Source organism: Mesorhizobium sp. B2-1-1 (assembly GCF_006442975.2).
In the GTDB taxonomy this organism is placed as follows: Bacteria; Pseudomonadota; Alphaproteobacteria; order Rhizobiales; family Rhizobiaceae; genus Mesorhizobium.
In genome coordinates, this window is sequence record NZ_CP083954.1 from 858,232 (window position 1) to 877,416 (window position 19,185).

Genomic DNA, 19,185 nt, shown 5'->3' on the forward strand with positions numbered 1-19,185 from the left:
CGCCGCCGTCGCCGGGCAATGCTCCAGGCCACGACAGGTTCCATCTTGTGGCGGAGACTACCGGCATCGTGCCGCTTGATTGTCCGCTTCCGCAATGCTCCGATGTCGCTTCAGCCATCCGGAGAGAACCATGACCGGCTTTGTCGACCGCCAGCGCGCGATGCAACTGATGCAACGCGCCGGCCTGCAGGCGCTGGTGCTCTCAGCGCCCGAGGCCTTCCACTATGCGACCGGTGTGTCGATCGGACCGGCGGGGCTGTTCCGGCGTGCCGGCGCCGGCTTCGTTGTCATCCCGGCCCGGCAGGACCTGCCGATCGGCGTCGTCGTCGCGGATTTCAGTGCGGGACAGTTGCGGATCGCCGCGCCCGAAGCAGTTGTGCGTTCGCACCCGATCTGGATCGAATTCGCGCCGGTCGAGACGGGAACCCGCGGCCCGTTGGCGGAGCGTATCGAGGCTGGCCTTGTCTCGCTTGGCCGCGCGCCGGATTTCGCGCGCCCCGCCACCTTCGATCTCGCCGGCTCGGTGCGCCAGCTGCAAGCCTTGCTTGCGGAATTCGGACTGGAGCGCGCAACGCTGGGCATCGATCTCGGCTTTGTTCCAGCCGCCGATTTTTCCGCCATGCAGGCGCTGCTGCCGCAGTGCCGGATGATCGACGGCTCGCCGGTGCTGGATCGGCTGCGGGCGATCAAGTCGCAACGCGAGATCGAGCTCCTGCGGCAAGGCATTATCCTGTCTGAAGCAGGGCTGGAGCGGCTGCAGGTCGATGCGATGGCCGGCATGCGCCAGGCCGATCTCATCGCGCTTTACCGGCAAGGCGTGGCCGCGGCGGCGGTGGGCCTCTCCCATCCGGTCGCGACGGCGGAATATGTGACGCTCGGCGCCCAGGCCAAGGGTGCCGATGCCAAGGCAATGCCCGGCGATCCGCTGAAATGCGACATGGTCTGCACGGTCGGCGGGTATGCGTCCGACATGTCGCGCAACTTCACTTTCGGTCCCGCTTCCGCCGACCAGGTCGAACTGCACGCGATCGCCGAGCGCGCTTTCGAGGACGGGCTGGCGGCACTCGTGCCGGGAAATTCGCTCGGCCATGTGCACCGCGCCGCCACCGACAGCCTGACGCGGCAAGGCCTGCGCTCCTACCGCCGTGGGCATTTCGGCCACGGTGTCGGGCAGTCTGTGTTCTCGGAGCAATGGCCGTTCATTGCGGCCGAGAGCGATGTCGTGGTCGAAGCCGGCATGGTGCTGGCCTTCGAGATCCCGCTCTACATCGACGGCCTCGCCAGCTTCAACCTGGAGGACCAGTTCCTGATCACGCCGGACGGGCCCGTCGCCATGAACCGGCTGCCGAGGCGGTTGGAGAGGATAGGATAGCGAGGGCGGGATCGTGACGGTGTCACTGTCAGCGCCCTACGGCGCCCCCCTCTGCCCTGCCGGGCATCTCCCCCTCAAGGGGGGAGATCGATTATCGCTCCCGCTTTCGCCAATTTTCAACGTTGCAAGAACAAGATGAGCCGGCGCCGAAACTTCCAATCTCCCCCCTTGAGGGGGAGATGTCCGGCAGGACAGAGGGGGGCGCCACAGAACTCGGCGATGGGTGCCCTGCCGCGAGCGATTAACCGCTCACCGGCGGCCGCCTGTCCCTCCACGGCATTTCCCGCTCGAGCTGCGCCGACGCGGCCAGCACCGTCGCCTCGTCGCCGTAGCGGCCGACAAGCTGCACCCCGATCGGTACGCCGTCTTTCGACCAGCCGAGCGGCAGCGAGATGGCCGGCTGGCCTGAGATGTTGAAGGGGAAGGCGAACGCCGCATCCGTCCATTTGGCGTTGTAGCGGTCGATGTCGGTCTCCGACATATCGTAATAGCCGAACGGACGCGGCAGTTGCGTCAGCGTCGGGGTGATGAAGAGATCGTAGGGCGAAAGGTCGCCGACGATGTCGCGGCCGACCTGCCTGAGCTGCTCGACATCGGAAATGTGCCTGGTGCCGCTGGTCGCACGGCCGCGTTCGATGATCGCCCAGGTCACCGGTTCGACATCATCAGGCGTCACCGGCCGGCCGATCACCGTTTCATGATAGTCGAAGGTCGCCGCCGTCTGTACGCAGGTCATGTTGGTATAGGTGGCCCACATGGCATCGGCATCGAGCGGCATGTCGTGTTCCTCGACGTCATGTCCCAGCCGCTCCAGCGCCGCCACGGTGGCCAGCACGGCCGCCTTCACGTCCGCATCGATGGCCGTGCCGTTGGGCGGGGTGACGGTGAAGCCGATGCGCAGCTTCTTCGGCGCCAGTGACGACAGGCTGAGCCAGGAGGCGTCGGGGATCGGCGGCGTATAGGGGTCGCCCGGCAAGGCGCCGGCCACCGCGTCGAGATAGGCCGCCGTGTCGCGCACGGTGCGCGAGCAGCACAGGAAGTAGGCGCCGCCATACCAATAGTCGCCGAACGGTGCCAGGCTGACGCGGCCGCGCGACGGCTTCAGCCCGACGATGCCGCAGCAGGAGGCCGGAATGCGGATCGAGCCGGCGCCGTCGCTGGCCTCGGCGATCGGCACCATGCGCGAAGCGACGGCCGCCGCCGCGCCGCCGCTCGAGCCACCTGGCGTGATGCCTTCCTTCCACGGGTTCTTCGTCGTGCCGTAGAGCTTCGGTTCCGTCGTGATCGACCAGCCGTTTTCGGGCGCGTTCGACTTGCCGACTAGCACCAGCCCGGCCGCCTTCATGCGGCGCACGACTTCGGTGTCGAAATCGGCGACGACATCTTTCAGGTAGAGGCAAGAGTTGGTGTTCGGCGCGCCGGTCCAGGACGAGGCCAGTTCCTTGAGCAGGAATGGCACGCCGGCGAAAGGTGCTGATCTGTCGACCGTCTGCCCCTGGGCACGCGCCATGTCGTAGAGGCGATGGATGACCGCGTTCAGCGCCGGGTTGAGCTGCTCGACCAGCGTGATCGCCGCCTCGACCATTTCCGCAGGTGAAATCTCGCCCCGATGCACCAAGTCAGCAAGATCCAGCGCATCGGAGCTCGCATAGGTTTTCAGCAGGCTGTCGGTGACCATATCTCTCCTCCCAGTCTTTGCCTCGCGCCGCGCCCGAGCTATCGCTTCGGGCCGACGTTGGCGCCGCCTCTCATCCGCCTGCCGGCACCTTCTCCCCGTGAGTGACGGGAGGATCTTCTCGGGGGCGCTGCGTGAGGGGCGGCGCCGATCTGAAGCTGTTGCCCCCGGCAGCGCGCTCTCACGCCAGTTCGACGGTGCGCCCCAATTCGATGCTCTGTTCGGCGGCCAGCACGATGCGCAGGCTGTTGACGGCGGCGTCCATCTGCTCGGTCAAATCGAGATCCTCGCGGATGGCGCGCAGGAAGAAGGCCTGCTCGCGGTCGCAGAGCTCCTGGTGGCCGGGCTCGTCTTCCATGCTGACGATCTCGTCGGGTTTCGCAAAGTTCTTGTCGGCGTCGACCGCCGCATAATGGATCTTCAGCGCGTCGGTCTTGGTGTGGCGGTCGATGTCGGCCGAGTTCGACACCTCCGCCGCTTCCGCTGCGCTGCTCGTCTGCTGGCCGGCGACGATCGACACCGCGCCCTTCGGCCCCACCACGTCCTTCACGAAATAGGCCGTCTCGCTCATCATCGGCCCCCAGCCTGCCTCGTACCAGCCGACCGAACCGTCATCGAAGGTGACGTGGAGATGGCCGTAATTCTGCTTGTCGGCTTCCGCCCAGAGCTTCGCGCCGATGCCGTGCACGCGCACCGGCCTGGCGCCCGTGAGCTGGCACATGACGTCGACATAGTGCACGCCGCAATCAACGATCGGGATCAGCGAATCGATCAGGTTCTTGTGCCAGTGCCAGGCGCTGCCGCTGCTCTGCTGGTTGAGGTTGAGGCGCATCACCAGCGGCTTGCCCAGCGTCTTGCCGACCTCGATGAATTTTATCCAGGACGGGTGGACGCGCAGGATGTAGCCAAGCACCAGCTTGCGGTTCTTCGCCCGCGCTGCCGCGACGACCTTTTCGGCATCCTCGATGTTGGTGGCGAGCGGCTTTTCCATGAACACGTGGCAGTTGGCCGCTATCGCCTTCAGCGCGTATTCGGCATGGGTGTTGGGCCAGCTGTTGATCGACACGGCGTCCGGCCTGGTCTCCGCAAGCGCCCGGTCGAAATCCTCGTAGAGCGGATAGCCGGCAAGTTCGGCGGGGATTTTCTTGTTGCTCTTGATCGAGCGGCTCATGATGCCGACGATCTCGAAGCCGTCCGAGCGGTGATAGGCGCTGGCATGCGAGGCGCCCATATTGCCGAGACCCACAACCAGCACTTTTATTTTGTCGGCCAATTCAGCCTCCCAATTTTTGATAGGACCTGGCGAGCTGCTGCCGCGCCTGGGCATCCAGAACAATCACTTCAGGTTGGCGCCGCCCCTCATCCGCCTGCCCTTTCCTCTCCCCTGTCCGGAGGGAGAGGAAAGGAGCCAAGACAGGGCAATGAACGACCTCTTTTTGCAGCTCTTACTTCACCGCCGAATCGAACAGATGCGCCTTGATCTTCTCGACATCGAGCGCGGCAAAGCCCTCCGTCAGCTTGACGCTGTCGGCATCGGCCTTGACCTTGGCCTTGTCGAAGTCGTTGGCGGCCGGAATCAGCTCGTTGGTGCAGACATCCTCGGCCTTCACCGGATTGGTGATCTGGCCGATCTTGTGGATCTCGTCGAAGAAGCCTTGCCAGCTCGCCATGTCGTGCGAGCCCCAGCCGCCGCGCTTGTCCATGTCGCCGCGGAAGACGTTGATCTGCTGCAGGATCGAGGTGGTGCCGAGCTCGGGGCCGAGGTTCTTGGCCAATGTCGGGAACTGCTCGAACACCGCTTCGACCGCCGCGCGTGGGTTCTGGTAGCCGAACTCCAGCCCCATCGCCCAGCCGCGCAGATATTTTTCCAGGAACGCCTTCTTGTCGGGATCTTCGAGATCGGCGGCGCGCACGACGAAGGTGTTGGCCGGCAGCTTGGAATTCTTCACGCCGAGCCAGTATTCGAAGTCGAGGCCCTTGGCGATCCATTCGGCGCGCAGCCCCTCCCACGACAAGGCAGCGTCGCCCTGGCCGCCGGCGAGCGCGGTGCCCCAGGTCGGCCAGCCGGCCTCGACATACTTGACCTTCTTGATGTCGACGCCTTGCGCGGCGAGCAGCGGATCGGTGATCGACTGCCAGGCGGCGGAGCCGAGCAGGATGGTCTTGCCTTCCAGCTTCTTCAAGTCGTTCGTACCCTCGCCCTTGCGGAAGGCGATGGAGAACGTGTCGCGCGCGCCCATGTGGAACACCGACTTCAGCTTCATGCCGTTCTGGATGGCGAAGGAGAACACGCCGGGCGAGGGAAAGCCCATATCGGCCTGGCCGACATCGACGAACTTCACCGTCGCCGTGCCGTCCGACGGGCCCGGCTGCATGTCGGTGCTGAGCCCGTCGAAATAGCCTGCCTTCTTGGCTGCCCAATAAGGATAGTCGTCGAGCACTTCGAGCGTGCCGCGCGGCGAGATCCAGGTGAATTTTTCATAGGCCGCCGCCCTGGCCTTCAAGCCCGATGCACCGAGCGCGGTGGCGGTCACGACGCCGGCTGCCGTCACCTGCAGGAAGGTGCGGCGGCTGATACCCGTTCTTGTCGCCGTCTGGAATGAGTTCTGGTCGGTCATGGCATTCCCCTTTTGTTGATTGACCTTCTTGTTGATCGATGGCCTTTCGCCCGCTCCGGGGCGTTCATGATCTCGTGCTCAAGCCTCCCAGCTCGCCCATTTCTTGCCGATCAGGAAGAACAGCACGTAGATCAGGATGCCGAGCGTCGACAGGATCAGCACCACGGCGAAGAATTGCGGCATCTGGATCATCGACGAATAGGTGGTGAGCCGGTTGCCGAGGCCGAAGCCGCCGCCGACCATCTCCGCGCCGACTGCGGTCAGCAGGCCGAAGATGGCGCCGATCATCAGTCCGACCAGGATCATCGGCAGCGCCATCGGCGCGCGGATCTTCCAGAATATCTGCAAGGTGCTGGCGCCATAGGAGCGCGCCAGCGCGATCTTGGCGCTGTCGACGCGGCGAAAGCCGGTGGCCGCGTTTATCATCACCATCGGCCCGGCGGCGAGCGCCACCGCGATGATGCGCGGCGTGTAGCCGAAACCGAAGCGAAGGATCAAAAGCGGCACCAGCGCCAGCATCGGCGTGGTGACGAGAAGCAGGATGTAGGGCGCGACGATCTTTTCGGCGAAGGGGAACTGGGTGATGACGGCGGCCAGCACCAGGCCGACGACGGCGCCGATGGCGAAGCCGGAAACCAGCTCGACCAGCGTGTAGCCGAGATGCGGCGCAATCAGCGGGAACTCGTCGAACAGCGCGTAGGCGATCGAGCTTGGCGGCGGCATGATGTAGAGCGGTACATGGAACAGGCGCAGCGCCAGTTCGATGCCGCCGATGATGATCACGGCGACAGCGATGATCGCCGCCACCTCCTTGCCCGACTTGATGCCGGGGCCGCTGGCGAAGGCCGAGAGATTGGTCAGGCTGACGTCCTGCCCATCGCCGGGCTTGGCACCCGATTTGGATTTGGAGAATTCCGGGATGGCGTCGCTCACGGCCTGATCCTCACGATCTCGGCGCCGACGCGTTCCTGCTCCGGTGCCTTGGGCCTGACGCGCTCGCCGACGATGTCCATCTTGATACGGTTGGTGAGGTCGAAAACCTCTTTCGTCGCCATGATCTCCAGCGAGCGCGGCCGCGCGAACGGCACGCGGTATTCCCTGGCGACGCGGCCGGGGCGCGCGCTCAGCACCACCACGCGGTCGGAGAGGAAGATTGCTTCCTCAATGCTGTGGGTGATGAAGACGATGGTGGTCTTGGTGTCGAGCCAGATCTCCTCGACGAGACGGTTCATCTCCTCGCGGGTAAAACTGTCGAGCGCGCCGAACGGCTCGTCCATCAAAAGCACGGAGGGTTTTGGCGCCAGCGCCCGCACCATCGCGGCGCGCTGCTGCATGCCGCCCGAAAGCTCGCGCGGGAACTTGCCGCCGAAACCGTCGAGCCCGACGCGGTGGAGCAGATGCGCGATCCATGCGCGGTCTGGTTTCTCGCCCTTGATCTCGAAGGGAAAGCGGATGTTGGCATCGAGATTGCGCCAAGGCAGCAGGTTCGCTTCCTGGAACACGATGCCGATGTCGGGATGCGGGCCGGTGATCTTGACGCCGTCGAGCCGGATCTCGCCGCCGGTCAGGCTGTGCAAGCCCGACATCGACCACAAAAGCGTGGTCTTACCGCAGCCGGACGGGCCGACGATCGAAACGATTTCATTGGCGTGGACGTCGAGGCTGCAGCGGTCCAGCGCCAGGAGGTCGCCGGATGCGGTGTGATAGATCTTGGTCGCTGCCTGCACACCAAGCTTCGGCGCTGTTGTTTCGCCCGCGTTCATCCGCCCCTCGGAGAGTGCGTCCAATCGACTGCCAAAAATCAGTCTGTAACTATCCTACTTTGGTGTCAAGCGAAGAGCGCGGTCGTTCCGCCGTTGAGAGCCGCCTATTCCTCTATATACCTGCTTTCATTGTCTTTTCTTTATCTTGAAATGCGTGTTGCTTTCCTACATACTCGGGAAAAGTGGCACAACAAGGCGGCGTTGCAGATGGGCAAAGCCGGGTGGCACGCCGCAACGGCACGCAGCAGTTGCAGCGGGGCCGTGCACATGGAACGACAGCGTGCAAGCATGGTAAGAGGTCGACAAGGGACCAGGGAAGGCCACTTCATGACCGAAGCTGACAGCCGGGAAAACCTGATGACGGATGGCGAGGCGGACGGGCGCGAGCCTGTGCGGCGCATTCCCGACATCATCTCGCTGGTCAAGGATACCTATGCCGAGCTGCGTCCGGCCGAGCGCCGCGTCGCCGATGTCGTGCTCGACGACGTCAAATACGCGGTCGATGCCTCCAACGCCGCCCTTGCCCAGCGTGCCGGCGTCAGCGAACCGACGGTGACCCGCTTCTGCCGCGCCATCGGCTGCGAGGGCGTGCGTGATTTCAAGCTGAAGCTGGCGCAGAGCCTCGTCGTCGGCGCGCTCTATCTGGACACTTCGCCAGCCAGGGAGAACGACACCGGCATGCCGTTCTGGAACGCGGTGTTCGGCGAAGCGCGGCGGGCGCTGCAGGAGGCCGAGCGGCAGCTCGATCCGGTCCAGCTGCAGAAGGCCGCCGAGCTGATCGCCAAGGCGCGCCAGGTTACGGTGTTCGGACTGGGCGGCAGTTCCTCGGCGCTGGCGCAGGAAACGCAATACCGGCTGTTTCGCTACGGCATATCGATCAGCGCGCAATGCGACCCTTATCTCATGCGCATGACCGCCTCGACCTTGAAGCCCGGCGACCTGGTGATCGCCATTTCGGCGACGGGGCGCACGCGCGAGGTGATCGAGGCGGTCGAACTCGCCAAGCACTACCGCGCCAATGCCATCTGCGTGACTGCGCCCGACACCGAGCTCGCGCGCGTCGGCGACGTCAGGCTGACCGTGGCGGTGCCGGAATATCCCGATACGCTGAAGCCGACGGCATCGCGCTTCGCCTTCCTGGCCATGATCGACCTGATGGCGGTGGCTGCCGCCTACAAGCTTGATGGCTCGGCCCGCGAGACGGTCCGCCGTATCAAATACAATGCCCAGATCCACCGCACCGGCAAGGAGATGGAGCCGCTCGGGGATTAGGAGGCTTTTCCCTTCTCCCCTTGTGGGAGAAGGTGGATCGGCGCGCAGCGCCGAGACGGTTGAGGGGTGGGTGACGTAGTGCCGTCCGTGCCGAGCTGGAGCACCCCTCATCCGACCTCGCTCCGCGAGGCCACCTTCTCCCACAAGGGGAGAAGGGAACACCGGACAGCGCCAACGCGAAAAAGAGGGAAACAAATGCTCGAAATAGCACCATCGCAACAGGCAGCCGCATGGCTCGGCGCTTTCGACAAGGCGCTCGAAGCCGGTGACATAACGGCCGCGGCCAACCTGTTCGTCGACGATTGCTACTGGCGTGACCTCCTGACCTTCACCTGGAACGTCACCACGATGGAAGGGCGCGAGGCGATCGCCGACATGCTGAAGGCGACGCTGGCAGCGACGCGGCCGGCAAGATGGCAGCTCACCGGCGAAGCCACCTCGGACGAGGGGATAATCGAGGCCTGGTTCACCTTCGAGACCGCCGTGGCCTCGGGCCAGGGCATCATGCGCCTGCGCGACGGCCGCTGCCGGACATTGTTCACGGCAATGACCGACCTGAAAGGATTCGAGGAGCGCAAGGGCGCGACGCGGCCGCTGGGCGTGCGCCACAAGGCCGACCCGGAGCGCGAGACCTGGTCGGAGGCGCGGGCGCGCGAGACCCGCGAGCTTGGCGCTTCGGAGCAGCCCTATTGCCTGGTCATCGGCGGCGGCCAGGGCGGCATCATGCTGGGCGCGCGGCTCAGGCAGCTCGGCGTGCCCTCGATCGTCATCGAGAAGAATGCCCGGCCGGGCGATTCCTGGCGCAAGCGCTACCGCACCCTCGTGCTGCACGATCCGGTCTGGTACGACCATCTGCCTTACATTCCGTTTCCCGACAATTGGCCGGTCTTCACGCCCAAGGACAAGATGGGCGACTGGCTGGAAATGTACACGCGCGTCATGGAGCTCAACTATTGGGTCGCCACCAGATGCGTCAGCGCCAGCTATGACGAGGCCGAGAAGGTCTGGACCGTGGTCGTGGACCGCGTCGGCCAGCACATCACGCTGAAGCCCAAGCACATCGTCTTCGCCACCGGCGCCTACGGTCCGGCGCGGCCGATCGACCTGCCGGGCGCCGACCGGTTCAAGGGCGAGATCCTGCATTCCAGCCAGTATTCCAGCGGCGAGAAGTTCCGCGGCAAAAAGGTCGCCGTCATCGGTGCGGCGAGCTCCGGGCATGACGTCTGCGTCGATCTCTGGGAAAGCGGCGCCGAGGTCACCATGATCCAGCGTTCGCCGACGACCGTGGTCAAGTCGGACACGCTGATGGAAGTCGGTTTCGAGATCTTTTCGGAGAACGCGCTGGCGCGCGGCATCACCACCGAAGAGGCCGACATGATCGTCGCCTCGACGCCCTTCGCGCTGGTGCCCAAGGGGCAGCGGGCGCTCTATGACGTCATCCGCACGCGCGACGCGGCATTTTACGAACGCCTCGCCGCCGCCGGCTTCGCCCTCGACTTCGGTGACGACGAGACCGGCCTGCTGATGAAGGCCTACCGCACCGGCTCCGGCTACTACATCGATGTCGGCGCTTCGGACCTGATCATCGACGGCAAGATCGGCATCCGCAGCGGCGTGGCGATCAAGTCGCTGACGGCGAAAGGCATTCTCTTCGAGGACGGCAGCGAACTTGAAGCCGACGCCATCATCGCCTGCACCGGCTATCAGTCGATGAATGAAACCGTGGCGCAAATCGTCTCGCGCGAGGTCGCCGACAGGGTCGGCCCGTGCTGGGGTCTCGGTTCCGGCGTCAAGGGCGATCCCGGGCCATGGCAGGGCGAATTGCGCAACATGTGGAAACCGACGGCGCAGGAAGGGCTGTGGTTCCACGGCGGCAATCTGGCGCTCTCGCGCTTCTATTCGAAATATGTGGCGCTGCAGATCAAGGCGCGGATGGAGGGGATTGCGACGCCGGTTTACGGGGCGGTCAGCAACGCGCGACGGTGAAGCGGAAGCGTTGCTTCGAGGGAAGGTCGACCCCCACTCCGTCGAGCTTCGCTCGACACCTCTCCCCCGATCGACGGGGGAGAGGAAGGTCGCGAGCTTATGCCGGGAGGCTCCCTTCCTCTCCCTCCGGAGGGGGGAGAGGTGGCGCTGCGGAGCAGCGACGGAGTGGGGGAAGCCATTAGCCAAACTCGCAGCCGCGGCAAGACAGGCGGCGCAGTGCTACCGAGATCAATCAATCATGCCGGTGCCCAAAATGCCTGGCCGCGACCTCGACATGCGTATGCCCCACATGCGCCTCGAAACGCTCGGTGTCGCCGACATCGTTCATCGTCTCGTTCGGCCACCAGGCGCCGCCGATGGCGATGCCTTCGCAGACCAGCCGCTGGTCGGCGACCAGCGAGGCGCCGACCGCGTCGATGAAGGTGAAGCGGCCGGAATGCTGCCGCAGCAGCGCGACGTCGCCGGCGGTTCCGACCTTGAGCGTGCCCAGATCAGGCCGCGCGATCGCCTGCGCCGGCGCTTGGGTGGCGGCGCGCAACACCTCGACCAGCGGCATGCCGAGCGCCAGCAGCTTCGACATGCACACCAGTATGTCGAAGGCCGGACCGTCGACGCAGTAGAGATGCACGTCGCTCGAGATGACGTCGGGCGCCAGCCCTTCGGCCAGCATGGCGCGAGCGACCTCGAAGTCGAACGAGCCCATGCCGTGGCCGAGATCGAAGATGACGCCACGCTCGCGCGCCAGCCGCATGTCGGGCCGCACGGCGCCGGAGGCGAAGACCGGCGCGTTCGGAAACGGTCGGAAGCAGTGGGTGAGAATGTCGCCCCTGCGCAGGCGCGGCAGCACTTCCGAGCGCCCGGGCGGCGGTTCGTCTATGTGCGCCATCAGCGGCAGAGCGGATTTGTCGGCCGCCTCCAGCGCCAGATCGACCGGCGCGATGCCGCTGGTGCCGCCGGCATGCTTGCCGGAGCGGACCTTGACGCCGACGACGACGTCCGCGTGCTCGCGCACCGCCGCCACCACTTCGCGCGGTTCGCAGAGCCTGAGATCGCTGCACTCGCCGACCGAGACGGTCTGCGAGAAGCCGAAAATGCCGGCGAAGGAGATGTTGACATAAGCCAGGATGCGCACCTTCGAGCGCTCCATGACATGGCGGCGGAAGCCGAGGAAATTGCCGGCGCCGGCACTGCCGGCATCAATGAAGGTGGTGGTGCCGCTCTTGGCCGCCAGCCGGTCGGCATCGACGCCGAGCGAGGTGCCGCCCCAATAGACGTGGCTGTGCAGGTCGACGAGGCCGGGCGCCACGATGCAGCCCTTGGCATCAATGACGCTGGCCGCGCGGTCGGCGGGAATGTCGGCGTCGATGGCGGCGACGCGGCCATTGGCGATGGCAAGATCGCGCGGCGCGTCGAGCCCGGCCGCCGGATCGATCAGCCGCCCGCCCTTGAACAGAAGATCAAATTGCATCGGGCGCGCCTCCGCTTCGTTCCATCCCCGCCGACGGCCGTCAGAGCGGCCGGTAAGCGACGGCTTCCACTTCGATCTTGATGTCGATCATCAGCCGCGATTCGACCGTGGTGCGGGCCGGCGGGTTCTTCGGGAAATGCCTCGCATAGACGGCGTTGAAGGCGCCGAAGTCGCGCGCGTCCTCCAGCCAGACGGTGGTCTTGACCACATCGTCCATGGTGCAGCCGGCCAGCGCCAGCGCCGCCTTGACGTTGGAAAGCACCTGCTCCGTCTGTTCGGATATGCCGCCCCTGACCACGATGCCGTCGCCGCCGACCGGCACCTGGCCCGAGATATAGACGAAGTCGCCGGCCCGCACCGCGGGTGACAGCGGGACATGCGACGTTCCAAAACATTGCTTGGGCAAGAGCGGACCTCCTCTGATGCTATGACGGGACACGATGGGAGCGCCCGCTTCGGCCGAGATTTACCCCGATCGAGGCGATCCCGATAGAGGTCTTGTTGGAAAGCAACATTCCTGGAAATCCATGTTGCTTTATTACAGAAGCGCTTGCATCGTGCGCGCTCGCCGGCCGGGCTTGAAACGGACGGGCGCATTTCCAGAGCGGAGAACCGAGAATGACCTTCGACAAAAACCCGTTTCCATCAGGGGATGCCGACCGCCACGCCCTCTGGGAGATGCTGGTGCGGCGCGACATCGATGCCTTCATCGGTCAGGACTGGTCCATGGTCGAGGACGATTTTGTCGCCGAAAGCTTCTTCGGCATGCACGCGCATTTTCTTGCCAACGCCGACGCCTGGCGGCTGCAGTTCCCGCGGCTGGAGATCTATCGCGACGAGTGGCTGCGCCAGGCCAAGGAAACGGCGGCGACCAAATTCGCGGAGCCGCTGCGCGAGGCGCTGTTCCGCGTCACCAACCTGCGCGACATCGATGTCGACGGCGACCGCGCCGTGCTGCACAAGAAATTCGACGGCACCGTCGCCAAGGCGGATGGCGATGTCGATCGGCTGAAATGGCAGACGCTGTATTTCTGCAGGAAGGTCGGCGGCAGCTGGAAGATCGCGGGCTTCGTCGGCTACATGCCCTACCCGCTGGGAGGCTGAGGCGGGCGCCTTCATCCAGATCGTCTGTGGGCCAAGTGCTCTAGCGATCGATCCGCGTCGACAGGATGATCGACGACGACGTCCGTTCGACCCCTTCGAGGGCGCCGATCTGGTCGAGCAACGTGTCCAGGTCCTTGATCGACGGCGCGTCGGCGATGACGATCATGTCGAAATTGCCGCTCACCGAATGCAGCGTCCTGACCGGCGCCAGGGCGCGCAGGCTGCGCACCACCTTGTCGGCGAGCTTGGGCGTCACGGTGAGCAGCACATGCGCCCGCACCAGTCCCTGTTCATAATCGGGCGCAAGCTTGACGCCGTAGCCGGCGATGATGCCGCGCTGCTCCAGCCGTTCGATGCGGCTCTGCACCGTGGTGCGCGACACGCCGAGCCGGCGCGCCAGAGCGGCGGTCGAGGCGCGGGCGTTCTCGCGCAACAGGGCAAGCAGGGCCTGGTCGGCATCACTGAGCATTTCAACGAACCTGGTCGGCATATCGACAAAAAGGGTACTTCATTTCGTACAATTCCACGCTTCCTTTCGTCCGGCAAGCCGCGATTGTAGCGGGACAAATCAACTGTCGGGCGAGGGAACCGGGTCATGAAGAAAATTGTTGTCGTTGGCGCCGGCAAGATCGGCTCGACCATTGCCGAGATGCTGTTTTCAACCGGGGACTATCACGTCACTCTCGTTGACCGCTCGGCCGCGCAGCTTGCCGCGGCCGAACTGCCTGACGGGGTCGAGACGCTGGAACTCGACATCGCGGCCGCGGGCACGCTGGAAGCTGCGCTCGCCGGAAAATTCGCGGTGCTCAGCGCCGCTCCCTTCCATCTGACCACGCGCATCGCCGAAGCCGCCGCAAGCGCCGACGTGCATTATCTCGACCTCACCGAGGACGTCGTCTCGACCCGGCGCGTGAAGGAACTGGCGCGTTCGGCCAACAACGCCTTCATCCCGCAATGCGGGCTGGCGCCGGGCTTCATCTCGATCGTCGCCAACGACCTCGCCAGCCGTTTCGATACGCTGGAGAGCGTGCGCATGCGGGTCGGCGCGCTGCCGCAATATCCTTCGAACGCGCTGAACTACAATCTGACCTGGAGCACCGACGGCGTCATCAACGAATATTGCGAGCCCTGCGAGGCGATCGTCGAGGGCGAGCTGGTCGAGGTGCCGCCGCTGGAGGAGCGTGAGGAATTCTCGCTCGACGGGGTGACCTACGAGGCCTTCAACACCTCCGGCGGGCTCGGCACGCTGGCCGAGACGCTGAAGGGCAAGGTGCGCACGCTCAACTATCGCACCATCCGCTATCCCGGCCACGCCGCCATCATGAAGGCGCTGCTCAACGACCTCGGCCTGCGCCACCGCCGCGAGGTGCTGAAGGACATTTTCGAAAGCGCGCTGCCAGCGACGCTGCAGGACGTGGTCATCGTCTTCGTCACCGTCTCGGGGCGCAAGAACGGCCGCCTGCTGCAGGAGACCTACGCCAACAAGATCTATTCGAAGCGGGTCGGCCAGACGGTGCGCAGCGCCATCCAGATCACCACGGCATCGGGAATCTGCGCCGTGCTCGACATGCTGGCCGACGGCACCTTGCCGGCGACTGGCTTCGTCAAGCAGGAGGACATCGCGCTCGACGCCTTCCTCGCCAACCGCTTCGGCCGGGCCTACGCCCAGCACGAGATGGTCAGCCGGCTGGCGAGCTGACGCGCCCCAGCGGACGGCCAAGGCCCTCGGGACAACGGCCAGCTCCGTCTGGCCTATGGCCGTGCGAGGCCTTTGCCCGCAAAGTGGTTGCGAACACCCCTTGCGAGGATGCCATGCGAAAGCTGATCTCCACCGGTTCGCCCTTCGAGAAGACCGCCGGCTATTCGCGCGCCGTGGTGCAGGGCGACTGGTGTTTCGTGTCCGGAACGACCGGCTATGACTATGCCTCGATGACGATGCCGGAAACGGTCGAGGCGCAGACGCGCAATTGCCTGGCAACCATCGCCAGTGCCTTGCGGGACGGCGGCTTCGACATGGAAGATGTGGTGCGCGCGCATTACTATATCACCGACCAGGCCTTCGTCGACGTGGTGTTCCCCATTCTCGGCGAAGCGTTCGGCGAGATCAGGCCGGCGGCAACGATGATCGTGTGCCAGCTCAACAGACCGGAGATGAAGATCGAAATCGAGGTGACGGCGCTTCGGCGCACAGACTGAGGAGGCCAATGCCATGGCAGTGCGGCGTATCGTAGCCAATATCGAAACAAAGGACGCGGCATCGGCGAGGCGCTTCTACCATGACGTGCTCGGCCTCGATATGCTCATGGATCAAGGCTGGATCGTCACCTACGGGTCCGAGGAAAGGATGCAGGTACAGGTCAGCTTCATGGCGCAAGGCGGGTCGGGCACGCCGGTGCCGGACCTGTCGATCGAGGTCGACGACGTTGATGCCGCACTCGACGCCATGAAGGCAGCCGGCTTCGCCATCGAATACGGGCCGGCCGACGAGCCCTGGGGCGTGCGGCGCTTCTATGTGCGCGACCCTTTCAACCGGCTGGTCAACATTCTCTCGCATCGGTGAAACATCTGCAAAGCGCCAAGGCGACTGCAGGCCTGGAAGTGTTGGCGGGACAGCGCCCCCCTCTGGCCTGCCGGCCACTCCCCCACAAGGGCCCTCAAGGGGGAGATTACGCACTTAGCCGCCTTCGCCAATTGTTCCTCCTTGCGTCGCAACCACTTGGCGGTTAGCAAGGCCGCGGTCGCACAGCGCCGCGCGCCTCATTGGCGCGCGAAGGATGCTGTGCAAAATCGAAACGCATTCTTTCTGGGACGGCTCTCCATGGCTTCGAAACATCTCTTCCTGCTTCCCGGCGACGGCATCGGCCCCGAGGCCATGGCCGAGGTCAAGAAGCTGATAGCGGCCATGAACGAGAAGCTCGGCAGCGGCTTCGCCACCGACGAGGGGCTGGTCGGCGGCTGCGCCTACGATGCACATGGTGCCGCGATTTCCGATGCCGACATGGAAAAGGCTGTTGCCGCCGACGCCGTGCTGTTCGGCGCCGTCGGCGGTCCGAAATGGGATGCCGTGCCTTACGAGGTTCGCCCCGAGGCCGGCCTGCTGCGCCTGCGCAAGGACATGGAGCTGTTTGCCAATCTCAGGCCCGCGATCTGCTATCCGGCGCTGGCGGCGTCCTCCTCGCTGAAGCAAGAGGTGGTCGAAGGCCTCGACATATTGATCGTGCGCGAACTGACCGGCGGCGTCTATTTCGGCGAGCCCAAGCAGATCATCGATCTCGGCAACGGCCAGAAGCGCGGCATCGACACCCAGGTCTACGACACGTTCGAGATCGAGCGCATTTCGGGCGTCGCCTTCGAATTGGCGCGCACGCGCAAGAACCATGTCACCTCGATGGAAAAGCGCAACGTCATGAAGTCCGGCGTGTTGTGGAACGAGGTCGTCACCCAGACCCACAAGGCCCGATATTCCGACGTCAAGCTCGACCACATGCTGGCCGATGCCGGCGGCATGCAACTGGTGCGCTGGCCCAAGCAGTTCGACGTCATCGTCACCGATAACCTGTTCGGCGACATGCTGTCAGATATCGCCGCCATGCTAACCGGCTCGATCGGCATGCTGCCTTCCGCCTCGCTCGGCGCGCCTGATGCCAAGACCAAGAAGCGCAAGGCGCTTTACGAGCCGGTGCACGGTTCGGCGCCCGATATCGCCGGCAAGGGCATCGCCAACCCGATCGCCATGATCGCTTCCTTCGCCATGTGCCTGCGCTATTCCTTCGCCATGGTCGATGAAGCCGACAAGCTCGAAGCGGCAATCGCCGCCGTGCTCGACGACGGGCTGCGCACCAAAGACATCCTCTCGGCTGGCATGACCGAGGTCGGCACCGTCGAGATGGGCGACGCGATCATCGCCAAGTTCCTGGGCTGACCCCCATGACGGTCGACGTCCGCTGGGCGACGACCGGCGACGCGACGGCGCTCGCCACGATGCTGTGCGACATGGCGGTGCATTACCGGCAGCCGCCGCTCGACCACGAGCGCGCCTTGTCGGCGGCACGCAAATGGCTGGGCGAGGAAAGCCCGGCCTATCCGCATTTCGCGCTGGCTTTCGTCGGGGCCGAGATCAGCGGCCTGGCATCTGTGGCGATCGCGCATCCCGGCATCGACCTCGAGCGGCTGCTGTTCCTCAAGGATCTGTTCGTGCGCGACAAGGCTCGCAACGCCGGCGTCGGCCGGGCGCTGGTCGGCTTTCTCGCCGACCATTGCCGGCGCCACGGCATCGGCCGCATCGACCTGACCACCGAGGACTGGAACGAAGGCGCGCTGCGCTTCTACGACCGGCTTGGCGCCGAACGCCACGGCCAGAAGATCTTTCTCAGGCTTTCGGGCGAGGCGCTGGGGGCGGTCAGACCCTGACGCCCGCCGGCACCGGTCCCCAAGGATTTTCGCCCAGCTGAGGCGGCATAAGCCCGAAGACTAGCACGGCGATGCCGCCAATGAGCGGGACGAAGCAAAGCAGGGCAAACCAGCCGCTCAGGCCGGCGTCATGCGCACGCCGTACGAGGAGCGCAATGCAAGGCAGGATCAATCCCGAAAAGAAAACCAGTAGGGGTATGAACCCTATGAACCCCATCGGCGTCCTGTCCGCGTTGGTTTCGAAGCCGTTGATCGCCAGTTCAACAAGTATCCCGAAGCCGAAAAGCGCGAGCACCCCGAGGGTGTAGAATAGCCAGAAGGCCCAGAATTCCTTGCGGCGGGAGCGTCCGGTGAAATTACCATAATCCGCGATCACCGCGCGCCAGAAATAAGCCCACAGCCCTGTGGAGTAGGCGGGACGGCTTCGGGCAGAACGGCTGGTCTGCCGTGGCTGACTGGTGGTTGACGACGATGCGGCCGAGGCCGTGGCGACAATGTTGTGCGCCGTGCCGTCGCCCGGCTGGAACTCGACAAGGGTACCCTTGCCGAGGGGCAGTTCCAGGCTGAAATCGATACGGGAAAAGATGTAGCGTTTGCCGTCGGTTCCGTTGATGTAACCGTAGTCCTGGCCTTCGTCATAGTGGAACACCGTCCCGCGCATGCTCTGCCCCATTTCACATTGCGTCGCGAGACGCTACTTAAAGTTGCACGTAATTGCAATACGCACGCAGGGCTACGTTCTGGCGCCCGCCGGCACCGGTCCCCACTGGTTCTCCCGGGCCTGGGTCGGGATGAGCGCGAAGACCAGGATGATCAGGCTGCCGATGGTGGGGATCAGGATCACCAGGAAAAGCCAGCCGGTCAGGCCGATATCGTGCAGACGACGCACGGTCATGCCGAGGCCAGGCAGAAAGGTCGCAAGTAGGAAAAGGCCGAACAGGCCAATCGTCACCGCCGGCATTTCAGCGTCGTCGAGATTGCCCATCGCGGCATCGGCGAAAATGCCGATGCCGGTCACTGCCAGCAGCGCGACGAACCAGAACAGGCAATAGGCCCAGTATTCCTTGCGGCGGGCGCGGCCGGTGAAGTTGAAATAATTCTCGGTGATGCCGCGCCAGAAATAACCCCACAGGCCGGGCTCGGCCGGCCCGGTGCTGGCGGCGCGGCCAAAATGCCGCGGCTGTGCGATTTGAGCAGCGGAAGAGACGGACGCACCGGTTCGCGCATGGGCGGCGGCGGCCACGCCGGTTGGAGGCGCGGATTGGGCGCCGGCCGGGAAGATGTCGCGCGCCTGGCCGCCGCCGGGCTGGAATTCAACGGCCGTGCCTCGGGCAATTGCGATTTCGCGGCGCAGATCCTCACGCGCGAAAGTATAGCGCTCACCATCCGCCCCGGTGATGAAGCCGAAGCCCTGGGTCTCGTCATAGTGAAGAACTTCGCCGCGCATGCCCCGATCCCCCGAACGCCCGACCAGACTGTTCAAAGTTCCGGCGGATCGCAAGGGGCAGCATGAAAAT

At 64.8% G+C, this 19,185-nt stretch carries 19 protein-coding genes; 9 read left to right on the forward strand and 10 right to left on the reverse strand.

What is annotated here, in order from left to right; all coding sequences use genetic code 11:
• Positions 1-130 precede the first annotated feature (130 nt).
• Complete coding sequence (locus FJ972_RS04060; protein ID WP_140524536.1) at positions 131-1,372, forward strand: M24 family metallopeptidase; 1,242 nt, start codon at positions 131-133, stop codon at positions 1,370-1,372.
• Positions 1,373-1,613: 241 nt separating this feature from the next.
• Here FJ972_RS04060 and FJ972_RS04065 read toward each other — a convergent pair whose 3' ends face one another.
• The 5 genes from FJ972_RS04065 to FJ972_RS04085 all read right to left on the reverse strand — a co-directional run bounded on the left by FJ972_RS04065 (position 1,614) and on the right by FJ972_RS04085 (position 7,428).
• On the reverse strand, positions 1,614-3,050 hold the full coding sequence (locus tag FJ972_RS04065; RefSeq protein WP_140524538.1) for an amidase: 1,437 nt from the start codon (positions 3,048-3,050) through the stop codon (positions 1,614-1,616).
• A gap of 178 nt (positions 3,051-3,228) precedes the next feature.
• A complete protein-coding gene (locus FJ972_RS04070) occupies positions 3,229-4,320 on the reverse strand; it encodes a Gfo/Idh/MocA family protein (RefSeq protein ID WP_140524540.1) in 1,092 nt (363 codons plus the stop codon).
• Positions 4,321-4,492: 172 nt separating this feature from the next.
• Positions 4,493-5,665, reverse strand: a complete 1,173-nt coding sequence (locus FJ972_RS04075; protein WP_140514055.1) for an ABC transporter substrate-binding protein — start codon at positions 5,663-5,665, stop codon at positions 4,493-4,495.
• Between the two features lie 78 nt (positions 5,666-5,743).
• Positions 5,744-6,598, reverse strand: coding sequence for an ABC transporter permease (locus FJ972_RS04080; RefSeq protein ID WP_140524542.1), 855 nt, complete (start codon positions 6,596-6,598; stop codon positions 5,744-5,746).
• On the reverse strand, positions 6,595-7,428 hold the full coding sequence (locus tag FJ972_RS04085) for an ABC transporter ATP-binding protein (RefSeq protein WP_140524544.1): 834 nt from the start codon (positions 7,426-7,428) through the stop codon (positions 6,595-6,597). The genes FJ972_RS04080 and FJ972_RS04085 overlap by 4 nt, the downstream gene beginning before the upstream one ends.
• Before the next feature lie 327 nt (positions 7,429-7,755).
• On the opposite strand from FJ972_RS04085, the gene FJ972_RS04090 reads away from it, so the two are divergent.
• Together FJ972_RS04090 and FJ972_RS04095 are read left to right on the forward strand one after the other, a co-directional pair.
• Positions 7,756-8,700: a MurR/RpiR family transcriptional regulator gene (locus tag FJ972_RS04090; protein ID WP_140524545.1), complete on the forward strand. Its 945-nt coding sequence runs from the start codon at positions 7,756-7,758 to the stop codon at positions 8,698-8,700.
• Positions 8,701-8,895: 195 nt separating this feature from the next.
• Complete coding sequence (locus tag FJ972_RS04095; RefSeq protein ID WP_140524547.1) at positions 8,896-10,686, forward strand: NAD(P)/FAD-dependent oxidoreductase; 1,791 nt, start codon at positions 8,896-8,898, stop codon at positions 10,684-10,686.
• A 232-nt stretch (positions 10,687-10,918) separates the two neighbouring features.
• On the opposite strand, the gene FJ972_RS04100 is transcribed toward FJ972_RS04095, so the two are convergent.
• On the reverse strand, positions 10,919-12,154 hold the full coding sequence (locus FJ972_RS04100) for an amidohydrolase/deacetylase family metallohydrolase (protein ID WP_140524549.1): 1,236 nt from the start codon (positions 12,152-12,154) through the stop codon (positions 10,919-10,921).
• A 40-nt stretch (positions 12,155-12,194) separates the two neighbouring features.
• Complete coding sequence (locus FJ972_RS04105; protein WP_140524551.1) at positions 12,195-12,560, reverse strand: RidA family protein; 366 nt, start codon at positions 12,558-12,560, stop codon at positions 12,195-12,197.
• 212 nt (positions 12,561-12,772) lie between these two features.
• Here FJ972_RS04105 and FJ972_RS04110 point away from each other — a divergent pair, with 212 nt between their 5' ends.
• On the forward strand, positions 12,773-13,258 hold the full coding sequence (locus FJ972_RS04110; protein WP_140524553.1) for a hypothetical protein: 486 nt from the start codon (positions 12,773-12,775) through the stop codon (positions 13,256-13,258).
• A 40-nt stretch (positions 13,259-13,298) separates the two neighbouring features.
• Here the strand turns inward: FJ972_RS04110 and FJ972_RS04115 are convergent, their stop codons facing one another.
• Positions 13,299-13,727 (reverse strand): Lrp/AsnC family transcriptional regulator, encoded by a 429-nt coding sequence (locus FJ972_RS04115; RefSeq protein WP_140492118.1) that lies wholly within the window; start codon positions 13,725-13,727, stop codon positions 13,299-13,301.
• A gap of 126 nt (positions 13,728-13,853) precedes the next feature.
• Between FJ972_RS04115 and FJ972_RS04120 the strand changes: the two genes are divergently transcribed.
• The 5 genes from FJ972_RS04120 to FJ972_RS04140 all read left to right on the forward strand — a co-directional run bounded on the left by FJ972_RS04120 (position 13,854) and on the right by FJ972_RS04140 (position 17,668).
• Entirely contained in the window at positions 13,854-14,957 is a 1,104-nt protein-coding gene (locus FJ972_RS04120; RefSeq protein ID WP_140524555.1) for a saccharopine dehydrogenase family protein, read from the forward strand.
• A 113-nt stretch (positions 14,958-15,070) separates the two neighbouring features.
• Entirely contained in the window at positions 15,071-15,454 is a 384-nt protein-coding gene (locus FJ972_RS04125; RefSeq protein WP_140524557.1) for a RidA family protein, read from the forward strand.
• A gap of 13 nt (positions 15,455-15,467) precedes the next feature.
• Positions 15,468-15,818, forward strand: a complete 351-nt coding sequence (locus tag FJ972_RS04130) for a VOC family protein (RefSeq protein WP_140524558.1) — start codon at positions 15,468-15,470, stop codon at positions 15,816-15,818.
• Positions 15,819-16,076: 258 nt separating this feature from the next.
• A complete protein-coding gene (gene leuB, locus FJ972_RS04135; protein WP_140492129.1) occupies positions 16,077-17,180 on the forward strand; it encodes a 3-isopropylmalate dehydrogenase in 1,104 nt (367 codons plus the stop codon).
• Between the two features lie 5 nt (positions 17,181-17,185).
• Positions 17,186-17,668: a GNAT family N-acetyltransferase gene (locus FJ972_RS04140; RefSeq protein WP_140524560.1), complete on the forward strand. Its 483-nt coding sequence runs from the start codon at positions 17,186-17,188 to the stop codon at positions 17,666-17,668.
• Here the strand turns inward: FJ972_RS04140 and FJ972_RS04145 are convergent.
• Both FJ972_RS04145 and FJ972_RS04150 read right to left on the reverse strand, forming a co-directional pair.
• Positions 17,658-18,329 (reverse strand): DUF805 domain-containing protein, encoded by a 672-nt coding sequence (locus tag FJ972_RS04145; protein WP_140514041.1) that lies wholly within the window; start codon positions 18,327-18,329, stop codon positions 17,658-17,660. The two genes, FJ972_RS04140 and FJ972_RS04145, sit on opposite strands and share 11 nt — an antisense overlap.
• 72 nt (positions 18,330-18,401) lie before the next feature.
• Complete coding sequence (locus tag FJ972_RS04150; RefSeq protein ID WP_140524562.1) at positions 18,402-19,115, reverse strand: DUF805 domain-containing protein; 714 nt, start codon at positions 19,113-19,115, stop codon at positions 18,402-18,404.
• Between the last annotated feature and the right edge of the window lie 70 nt (positions 19,116-19,185).

Excerpts from the sequence above, each read along its gene's own strand:
- FJ972_RS04060 (WP_140524536.1), top strand. The coding sequence starts at position 131 with ATGACCGGCTTTGTCGACCGCCAGCGCGCGATGCAACTGATGCAACGC.
- FJ972_RS04065 (WP_140524538.1), bottom strand. The coding sequence starts at position 3,050 with ATGGTCACCGACAGCCTGCTGAAAACCTATGCGAGCTCCGATGCGCTG.
- FJ972_RS04075 (WP_140514055.1), bottom strand. The coding sequence starts at position 5,665 with ATGACCGACCAGAACTCATTCCAGACGGCGACAAGAACGGGTATCAGC.
- FJ972_RS04085 (WP_140524544.1), bottom strand. The coding sequence starts at position 7,428 with ATGAACGCGGGCGAAACAACAGCGCCGAAGCTTGGTGTGCAGGCAGCG.
- FJ972_RS04090 (WP_140524545.1), top strand. The coding sequence starts at position 7,756 with ATGACCGAAGCTGACAGCCGGGAAAACCTGATGACGGATGGCGAGGCG.
- FJ972_RS04095 (WP_140524547.1), top strand. The coding sequence starts at position 8,896 with ATGCTCGAAATAGCACCATCGCAACAGGCAGCCGCATGGCTCGGCGCT.
- FJ972_RS04100 (WP_140524549.1), bottom strand. The coding sequence starts at position 12,154 with ATGCAATTTGATCTTCTGTTCAAGGGCGGGCGGCTGATCGATCCGGCG.
- FJ972_RS04110 (WP_140524553.1), top strand. The coding sequence starts at position 12,773 with ATGACCTTCGACAAAAACCCGTTTCCATCAGGGGATGCCGACCGCCAC.
- FJ972_RS04115 (WP_140492118.1), bottom strand. The coding sequence starts at position 13,727 with ATGCTCAGTGATGCCGACCAGGCCCTGCTTGCCCTGTTGCGCGAGAAC.
- FJ972_RS04120 (WP_140524555.1), top strand. The coding sequence starts at position 13,854 with ATGAAGAAAATTGTTGTCGTTGGCGCCGGCAAGATCGGCTCGACCATT.
- FJ972_RS04125 (WP_140524557.1), top strand. The coding sequence starts at position 15,071 with ATGCGAAAGCTGATCTCCACCGGTTCGCCCTTCGAGAAGACCGCCGGC.
- FJ972_RS04130 (WP_140524558.1), top strand. The coding sequence starts at position 15,468 with ATGGCAGTGCGGCGTATCGTAGCCAATATCGAAACAAAGGACGCGGCA.
- leuB (WP_140492129.1), top strand. The coding sequence starts at position 16,077 with ATGGCTTCGAAACATCTCTTCCTGCTTCCCGGCGACGGCATCGGCCCC.
- FJ972_RS04140 (WP_140524560.1), top strand. The coding sequence starts at position 17,186 with ATGACGGTCGACGTCCGCTGGGCGACGACCGGCGACGCGACGGCGCTC.
- FJ972_RS04145 (WP_140514041.1), bottom strand. The coding sequence starts at position 18,329 with ATGCGCGGGACGGTGTTCCACTATGACGAAGGCCAGGACTACGGTTAC.
- FJ972_RS04150 (WP_140524562.1), bottom strand. The coding sequence starts at position 19,115 with ATGCGCGGCGAAGTTCTTCACTATGACGAGACCCAGGGCTTCGGCTTC.